This window comes from Gluconobacter cerevisiae, from assembly GCF_015244675.1.
Lineage (GTDB): Bacteria > Pseudomonadota > Alphaproteobacteria > Acetobacterales > Acetobacteraceae > Gluconobacter > Gluconobacter cerevisiae.
On the sequence record NZ_JABCQO010000026.1, the window covers coordinates 1 to 7,162 of the forward strand.

General features: G+C 52.4%; 12 protein-coding genes and 2 pseudogenes. 12 read left to right on the forward strand and 2 right to left on the reverse strand.

Annotated features, from left to right (window positions below):
- From HKD21_RS14030 to HKD21_RS14045, 4 genes and pseudogenes are all read left to right on the forward strand, one after another.
- Positions 1 to 97: pseudogene (locus HKD21_RS14030) on the forward strand (IS5/IS1182 family transposase); the annotation flags it as partial.
- A gap of 28 nt (positions 98 to 125) precedes the next feature.
- Positions 126 to 368 carry a hypothetical protein gene (locus HKD21_RS14035; protein ID WP_194256228.1) on the forward strand — a complete coding sequence of 81 codons (243 nt, stop codon included), beginning with the start codon at positions 126 to 128 and terminating at the stop codon, positions 366 to 368.
- Positions 369 to 592: 224 nt separating this feature from the next.
- Positions 593 to 1,510 carry a LexA family protein gene (locus HKD21_RS14605; protein ID WP_194256229.1) on the forward strand — a complete coding sequence of 306 codons (918 nt, stop codon included), beginning with the start codon at positions 593 to 595 and terminating at the stop codon, positions 1,508 to 1,510.
- 80 nt (positions 1,511 to 1,590) lie between these two features.
- The gene (locus HKD21_RS14045) at positions 1,591 to 2,715 is read left to right on the forward strand and encodes an acyltransferase family protein (protein ID WP_194256230.1); all 1,125 of its coding nucleotides are present in this window, start codon (positions 1,591 to 1,593) and stop codon (positions 2,713 to 2,715) included.
- An 84-nt stretch (positions 2,716 to 2,799) separates the two neighbouring features.
- Here the strand turns inward: HKD21_RS14045 and HKD21_RS14610 are convergent, their stop codons facing one another.
- The gene (locus HKD21_RS14610; protein WP_215748086.1) at positions 2,800 to 4,050 is read right to left on the reverse strand and encodes a P63C domain-containing protein; all 1,251 of its coding nucleotides are present in this window, start codon (positions 4,048 to 4,050) and stop codon (positions 2,800 to 2,802) included.
- A 194-nt stretch (positions 4,051 to 4,244) separates the two neighbouring features.
- On the opposite strand from HKD21_RS14610, the gene HKD21_RS14055 reads away from it, so the two are divergent.
- From HKD21_RS14055 to HKD21_RS14085, 8 genes are read left to right on the forward strand one after another with little or no spacing between them, the layout of a single operon-like run.
- Entirely contained in the window at positions 4,245 to 4,565 is a 321-nt protein-coding gene (locus tag HKD21_RS14055; RefSeq protein ID WP_194256231.1) for a hypothetical protein, read from the forward strand.
- Positions 4,565 to 4,756: a hypothetical protein gene (locus HKD21_RS14060; RefSeq protein ID WP_194256232.1), complete on the forward strand. Its 192-nt coding sequence runs from the start codon at positions 4,565 to 4,567 to the stop codon at positions 4,754 to 4,756. The genes HKD21_RS14055 and HKD21_RS14060 overlap by 1 nt, the downstream gene beginning before the upstream one ends.
- Positions 4,757 to 4,785: 29 nt before the next feature.
- Entirely contained in the window at positions 4,786 to 5,073 is a 288-nt protein-coding gene (locus tag HKD21_RS14065; protein ID WP_194256233.1) for a hypothetical protein, read from the forward strand.
- 4 nt (positions 5,074 to 5,077) lie between these two features.
- The gene (locus tag HKD21_RS14070; protein WP_194256234.1) at positions 5,078 to 5,842 is read left to right on the forward strand and encodes a hypothetical protein; all 765 of its coding nucleotides are present in this window, start codon (positions 5,078 to 5,080) and stop codon (positions 5,840 to 5,842) included.
- A complete protein-coding gene (locus HKD21_RS14075; protein ID WP_194256235.1) occupies positions 5,839 to 6,432 on the forward strand; it encodes a 3'-5' exonuclease in 594 nt (197 codons plus the stop codon). Before HKD21_RS14070 ends, HKD21_RS14075 begins: the two co-directional genes overlap by 4 nt.
- A complete protein-coding gene (locus HKD21_RS14080) occupies positions 6,429 to 6,602 on the forward strand; it encodes a hypothetical protein (RefSeq protein WP_194256236.1) in 174 nt (57 codons plus the stop codon). Before HKD21_RS14075 ends, HKD21_RS14080 begins: the two co-directional genes overlap by 4 nt.
- Positions 6,602 to 6,724: a hypothetical protein gene (locus tag HKD21_RS14550; RefSeq protein ID WP_265588990.1), complete on the forward strand. Its 123-nt coding sequence runs from the start codon at positions 6,602 to 6,604 to the stop codon at positions 6,722 to 6,724. Before HKD21_RS14080 ends, HKD21_RS14550 begins: the two co-directional genes overlap by 1 nt.
- Positions 6,721 to 7,074: a hypothetical protein gene (locus HKD21_RS14085; RefSeq protein WP_194256237.1), complete on the forward strand. Its 354-nt coding sequence runs from the start codon at positions 6,721 to 6,723 to the stop codon at positions 7,072 to 7,074. Before HKD21_RS14550 ends, HKD21_RS14085 begins: the two co-directional genes overlap by 4 nt.
- On the opposite strand, the pseudogene HKD21_RS14090 reads toward HKD21_RS14085, so the two are convergent.
- Positions 7,064 to 7,162: pseudogene (locus HKD21_RS14090) on the reverse strand (IS5/IS1182 family transposase); the annotation flags it as partial. The gene HKD21_RS14085 and the pseudogene HKD21_RS14090 overlap by 11 nt on opposite strands.

Below are 7,162 nucleotides of genomic sequence, written 5' to 3' on the forward strand. Positions count from 1 at the left end.
CTGGCGACGTGTTGCGACCCGATATGACCGCTGCGCTCATACATTCATGTCCGCAATCCACATCGCAGCAAGCGTCATCTTCTACCTCAAAGAATGAGTCCTGAGCCTAGAGAGGATGAACTGGAATGAGTGAAAACCTGACCCGTGAGGGACTGATCTGGAAAGTTGCTCGAGCTCTCGCTAATGCAGAAGACGTTTCGATCGACGGGAACGTGGCTTCTACAATTGGCCGCGGCAGGACGGATGCCAAGCCTAACATGATCCGCAAGATTATCCGCGAGGCTATCGAAATTGTGGACGGGAAGGCCGACGCTTCTGATGGACACAGCCCCTATATTGCCGGCGAGAACGACTTTCTCGAAGAATGATCTTTCATTCCCATTAGAGCTATCAGCGAGATCATTTTTAATGACTACCGAGGGGCCAATTATCACCTTGGTAGTCATTGAACATCTATCGGTGAACCCGATAGGGAATTTGAGAACTTCAAAATGTTCTGGATAATCAGACATGCACCGCCTCCTTCCGCTTGGCGCGGGTGGGGAGGGCTGCCGCAGCAATGCGCTCAACAACGTCAATACGCGGAGAAGTCGTGCCTCGCTTCCACCGCGTCCAAGTGCTGACCGCAACTCCGGCGCTGGTGCAAACATCTCTCATCGACCTACCGGAGGACTTCGCAGCAGCTTCGATTTCCGTGGGGGTGGGTATTTTGGCCATGCGTGATCATATGCGCAATAATGCGCAACCCACAAGCGCAAAAGTGCGCAGGGACGTTTTTATCTTGATGTGCGAAAATGCGCATATGATTAATGAGCCGACCATTCCTGATGTGCGTGAAAAGCAGCGCGCTTGGATCAATCAGATCCGTGACAGGTTTGATGAGACCTATGCAGGAATTGCGCGGAAGAGCGGTATGGCCCCCTCAACTGTCGTTCGCTTTATGAATGACCAGACCGCCACCCATAGTCTATCTGCCAAGACCGAAGCCAAAATAGCTGCAGCCTTCAATGTGGAGTCCGCTGCTAAACCTGCGCTTGAGCCAATTTCAGATTTCAATCGAGTGGCTATAATCGGGTCAGTACAGGCTGGCGTGTTTCGCCACAGTTTTTCTCAAGACTATTCATCTGAATATGTCTCGATAGCGCCCGATCACCGTTACCCCAACTTGCCACGGGTTGCTTTTCGGGTCCGGGGAGATTCAATGAATCTTCTATATCCCGAAGGCACAATCGTGATTGCCGTAAGAATTGGCGACTTAGCGAGGGTGCCAAAGACTGGAGAAAAGGTGATAGTCATTCGTCGCACCAATGGCGATGAAGAGGCGACGATCAAGGAAATCGAGGTGCTGGAAGATGGACGGGTGGCGCTCTGGCCTCGCAGCAGCAACCCAGAGTTCTCAGCCGCAATCACACTTCCGTCGATGGATGGGTTGCTCGATTTGCCAGATGACGGATGCCAGCTTGAGTATTGCATTGAAGGTTTGATCATTCAGAGCATTCGACCAGAATGACGCGCAACGCACAGAAAAACCATACTCTTTTGAGTTTAAAGTCCGTTATAAAATCGCCAAATAAGTAAAGAGAAAACTAATTGAAGCGCCATTATTTCCCATTGATAGACGTTCTTCGCGGATTCGCCGCGATTAGTGTTGTCGTATATCATATTATAAATCACTTTAAATGGAATTCTTATCCTATATCCGGTCCGCTTGTATGGTTTCGCATCGGATGGATGGGTGTTGACCTATTCTTTGTTATTTCTGGATTTGTTATAGCAATCTCAACTATGAGAACCTATGATGGGAGTTTGAACTACTTACAATTCTGCAAGAGTTTTATTAGGCATCGTTTTGCAAGAATTGTGCCTTTATATTATCTCACATGCTTTATATTCATTATTTTTGTCGAGCCTGCGATTCTATTTTCTGGTGATTTATATCATCTTTTGGGAACGCACCTATTTTTTATCCATAACTGGTTTGTTTCGGATCAGGGGGCCATTAACGGCGTTAATTGGTCTTTGGGTGCGGAGATGCAGTTTTATTTTTTGATGATGCTAGTAGCACCATGGCTTGCTCGGGCGCCGTGGTGGCTGATTACTATGCTGTCCATAGCAGTTTCGTGGGGGTGGCGTGCAGTAGTATTCCACTATTCTACCGCTAATGGCGCCCCGAATGTGTTTCATGAATTCGTTTACACCACGCAAATGCCTGGGATGCTCGATGAGTTTGGGATGGGTATCATCGCTGCTAAATTTGTTATGAGCGATGTCGGTAAAAAATTAATGGAAAATCGATTTTTTTCATATGTATTTTTGCCGATTTTTACGATTGGATCTGTTCTCATCACAAAGCATGTGTACTGGAAGGAGGCGGATTACTGGCAATGTGCGCCAATGGTCATTTGCTTTCATACTTTCCTCGCAATAACTTGCATGTTGGTGGTTCTGCTGTTTTGCTGCCTTGGGCGTAGTCAGGCTTTGTGTAAAGCTCTGCGCCCCCTCGCTTATCTGGGAACGATCTCATACGGAATTTACCTATGGCATCTGTCAGTAATCCTGTCCTTGCACCGACTTGACTGGCTTACCGGGCAGCGTTGCATATGGATTGTTCTTGTCGCATCAATTATTTTGGCCACGCTCTCTTGGCACTTTTTTGAGAAGCCAATTTATCAACGATTCACGCGCAAGTCCCCCTCCCAGGGAACTGGTTCTTGATAATATTCGGATCAGCGGCCGGGTCGTTGGGAAGTGGACTTGGAAGTGAGGGACACCCTTGCAATCAACAAGGGCGCCTTGATTTTATAGTCCTTCGCCCGTGTCATCTCGCTGGTCATAATCCATCGGGAGCATTGGAGTCATATCATACCTTGGATAATGTTCATTTAAAGTATTTATGAATTGTGGCCAGTCTCGGCTGATTTTCATCAATGCGGTAACTGCGCCAAGGTGCTCCTTAAGTTTCGGATAACCAAGATTACTTGTAAGACTTTGAAAATATTTTGCAGTTGGTCTGCCTTGGTCTGTACGAGGCGTAACTCTTTTAAGCTCTTCTAAAATCCCTGGAGCAATTCTTTTGTAGACGATATCATTCGTCAATACGCCGAAATACTGTGGCCTCCTGACATTGCCTGACGAAAATTCTAGCCCGCGAAGCCGGAACATCTGTTCATAAAAATCGGCAGAAAAGGTGGGCACCCATGCCGAAAGCTCTTTAGCTATGAACTTCTCAAGAATGTCGGCTAGTGCGGTCTTTTCTCTGTCTCTTTGATAACCCGTAGCCTCGTCGACTAATGCGATAATACCGACCCGAGCAAAACCGCGTACAAGGATCTCACATTTTTGAGCGATACCCTGCTGCTGCTTTTGAAGATCTCCTTTGAGGCGCGCAGAAAGGACAGCCTCGCACAGGTCGTGGAGCAGTTCTGCTTCAAACCCTAATGCTCGAAAACCATCAGGCGTCACAAACTCGATTGGCGTAGCGAATCTCTCGGCTATCTCATTGTTAATATGAGGATTAATCGACTTTCTAGACACGAAAAGCTCAAGTCGATTCATGCCTGCTATCATTGATCCGCCGCGAGCCATCCCCAGCGCGTCAGTGAAGCCACCTTGTGTCAAGACGCGGCGTCCATCCTCAAGCACAAAGCAGGGAATTTGCACATCGCCGATCACCAGCGGATGTTCAGTGGACCCGTGAGTTGCTTTCACAAGGCGCCGCTTTTCCCACCGCGCCTTAGCGGCTGCGGAGGCGATTTCCTTCCTCTTTTCTGGTCCGAGGGACTTGCTGCGGGCTAGGCCGCCGATAGCACGGGGGGAGATTTCTTTCTTCATTTCTGAAAATATGCTTGCTAACTGGCTATTTGCAAGCATTAAAAATTTATACTTGCAAAATCGTTCCCTGCTCCGGCCGGTTTTTTTTGCCCAAACCAAACCCCCGCGCCGGACAGGCTTTGAGTAATCGTCACCCGCCAATGGAGACGACCATGCCCTACGCTCGAACAGCCTGCGGTCAGCCACCAGCACCGCCGCCACACCCGCCCGGACCGCCACACCCTAATCCATACCCGTCACCGGGTGAGGGGCCACCTCCAATACAGGAACCACCCCAGCCAGTGAGCTGACAGAGACCCGGTGAAAGCCGGGTTTCTTTTCTACCAAGATATGCGCATTTTTGCGCTTGCTATATGCGCAATAGTGCGCATATAGTCTTCCCACACCGCACGAAGCGGCGAGGGAGAACCACAATGGCGAACCTGCCTGACAATTTCTCACAGAGTGCACGCGCCAACGCTGAGCCTTTGTTGAGCGACTTCGGATTTCCGCTTGTCCGAACCATCAATTTCGAGAAGTGGATCGCGCTGTATCCCGGTCCACTTGGGACGGTCCGTAAACTCCACGACACCCCACACTTTGCAATCTTCGAAGAACAGACGGGTCTCGGAATTTACGAGAAGATGGCAGATGGCCAACTCCGCAGAGGCCAGATTGCACGTCATAGCGACAGCGACGAGCGCGCCTTGGATTGGTGCAAAGATTGGGTCGAAAAATATGAGGCCGTGATGTGATGCCTGATATCAGCGTGCATGATCTGTCTATGGCTGCGGTCTTACTGCTGAAGGTTCAAGAAATCGCATATCGGATCAATGACGATCCGGGAGCGGCAGAAGAACTAAGGCGACTTTCATTTCAATGTGGGGAAGTAGCGCGAACGCTGAAACACCCTTTGCACCAGATCAACCTGCCCGTCGCCGCCTGAACGGCAAGTAAACCACAGGAATTTCTAAAATGCGTGAAACAGCAAACGCCCGAAATGTGTCCAAAGCATCAGTTCCTTATCTGGAAATGAAGCGTCGGCAGTTCCGTAAGGCGGCATGCGTGAGCCTGAATGCAGTGGGCCGGGCCGATATGGAAGGCGACCGGGCAGAGCATGACTTGCACTGGCAACGCTACCTCGACGCCGCGAACCTTGCGCTTGATACCGACCGGCAGATCAAGAACCAGACCATTGCGGGCCTGTCCCGGATCGTGGCGCGCGTCCTGCGCACGCCTCCTGTCATCGCAGGAAAGGCTTGAGACGATGAACGCAGTTACGACGACTGACCAGAATTCGAATGTGCAGGTATGGCGCTCAAGCACAGATGCCGCCTCAATGTGCAAAGAAATCGTGGTCAAGCGCACAATCAACCTTCAGGGGCGGCGATATGTTCCGGTTGAGGGATGGCAAGCAATCGCCATAGCCCATGGCTGTGTCGCATCTGCCGAAAATGTCCGTACCCTTGATGATGGGGTCAGCGCAGAAGGCGTCATCCGTCGTATGTCTGACGGAAAAGAAATTGCCCGCGCTGAGGGCTTTGTTGGCAAGGACGAACCAGTATGGTTCGGAGGCAAAACAAACAACGGCAAACTTCTCCCGAAACGGCCTGATTTCGCTATCCGCGCTATGGCCCAGACGCGTGCCGTGTCTCGTGCCTGCCGATCCGCATTCGCTCACGTTATCGTCTTGATGGATGTTGGGCTGGAGACGACGCCTTACGAGGAAATGGCTGGGGTCTTCGATGTAACGCCACAGCGGCAGCAAAGCCAGGAACCGCTGCCAGTAGACCATCTTGCCGTCATAAAGGCATGGGTGGCTCATGCGCAAAGCACGGCCAACATTCTTGCTGTTGAAGAAAAATGGAAAAAGCGCGTCGGCAAACTCAATGAGCAAGGCGCTCCCATCCCTCCGGATGTGCAGGAAGCTGCTGAAGATCTGATTGCAGACCGTTATGGCGTTCTGTTTGAACAAGAGCGCCAGCAGGCCGACGCCAACGCGGAAGTCACAGCTGAGGAGATGCCCGCATGAGCATCCTCTTCTTTGACACGGAGACGACTGGTTTTGCGAAGCCCGGACTTCCGACCGGTCATGAGGATCAGCCGCATTGCGTGCAGCTTGCAGCCATCCTGACGGACGATCAGGGGCATGAGGAAGCGTGCGTCAATATCATTATCCGCCCGGATGGCTGGACGGTTCCTGATGCAGCGGCAGCCGTTCACGGCATCACGACGGAGAAGGCCGCGCGCTACGGCATCCGGGAGCAAGTGGCCTCGGTCCTGTTCTACGACCTGACGTGCCGGGCTGATCTTCTGGTCGCGCACAACATCCAGTTCCACCGGCAGATCGTAGCGACCATGTACGCCCGCGCTAAGCGGCCTGAGTGGCGTCTTCCGGAAGTTCAGTTCTGCACGATGGAAGCCGCAGCACCGTTGGTGAGCCTCCCGCCGACGCCTCGCATGCGAGCGGCCGGAATCATTAAGCCCAAGGCGCCGAAGCTCGAAGAGTGCATCCAGCACTTCTACGGAGAAACGCTTGAAGGTGCGCATGATGCCCTGGTCGATGTCCGGGCCTGCGCTCGGATCTACTTTGAGATGAAGCGCAGGAGAGAGGCGGCATGACCCACCCCCGCGAGATCAACGAGGACCTGAGCGACGTGATTGCGCGCTCACTTCTCATGGAGCGGATCGAGCGTGCAGCGGCCCTGCCGTGCCTCTCAGACCTCCGACATGACGACAACGAAATCCGCCGCGAGTGCGGCTTGCTGAGTGCTGAGAAGTGGAGCGCGTGATGACCAAACTCTTCCGCTCGATCCAGTTCGCGGCTGGCTGCATCCGTGAACTATGGCACTGGCTCACGAACGATCATGACGACTTCAATCCCGACCGCGATGACATGGGGCACTACCGATGAGCCAGAATGAACAGAACAAGCCGGTGCGGAGCCGGGATGCGCAAGAGGATTCACTGGCCTATCACCTTGGAGGATTACAGGCTGCGGATAACTTCCGGCTGCTTGCACGAGCGATGATAGCAGAAGCCGAAGACCGAGGCGCGGCGGAACAGCGCCGGAAGGATGCTGATAAATGGGCGGCAACGCAGTTGCTGTCTGCATCCAAGATTATCGAGGACAAAAACGCCAACGTCGCCGTGCTGGAAGCACGGATTGCGGAGTTGGAGGCGGAACGGGACAGCCTGAGGGGTGCTTTGATCGAGTGCGGGCTGAATGCAAGTGCCCTCTTAGGCTCAGGACTCATTCTTTGAGGTAGAAGATGACGCTTGCTGCGATGTGGATTGCGGACATGAATGTATGAGCGCAGCGGTCATATCGGGTCGCAACACGTCGCCAGTC

What these genes read in the sequence shown, in the direction of transcription:
- HKD21_RS14070 (WP_194256234.1), top strand. Translation starts at nt 5,078, where the DNA reads ATGAACGCAGTTACGACGACTGACCAGAATTCGAATGTGCAGGTATGG.
- HKD21_RS14055 (WP_194256231.1), top strand. Translation starts at nt 4,245, where the DNA reads ATGGCGAACCTGCCTGACAATTTCTCACAGAGTGCACGCGCCAACGCT.
- HKD21_RS14085 (WP_194256237.1), top strand. Translation starts at nt 6,721, where the DNA reads ATGAGCCAGAATGAACAGAACAAGCCGGTGCGGAGCCGGGATGCGCAA.
- HKD21_RS14035 (WP_194256228.1), top strand. Translation starts at nt 126, where the DNA reads ATGAGTGAAAACCTGACCCGTGAGGGACTGATCTGGAAAGTTGCTCGA.
- HKD21_RS14075 (WP_194256235.1), top strand. Translation starts at nt 5,839, where the DNA reads ATGAGCATCCTCTTCTTTGACACGGAGACGACTGGTTTTGCGAAGCCC.
- HKD21_RS14065 (WP_194256233.1), top strand. Translation starts at nt 4,786, where the DNA reads ATGCGTGAAACAGCAAACGCCCGAAATGTGTCCAAAGCATCAGTTCCT.
- HKD21_RS14080 (WP_194256236.1), top strand. Translation starts at nt 6,429, where the DNA reads ATGACCCACCCCCGCGAGATCAACGAGGACCTGAGCGACGTGATTGCG.
- HKD21_RS14550 (WP_265588990.1), top strand. Translation starts at nt 6,602, where the DNA reads ATGACCAAACTCTTCCGCTCGATCCAGTTCGCGGCTGGCTGCATCCGT.
- HKD21_RS14060 (WP_194256232.1), top strand. Translation starts at nt 4,565, where the DNA reads ATGCCTGATATCAGCGTGCATGATCTGTCTATGGCTGCGGTCTTACTG.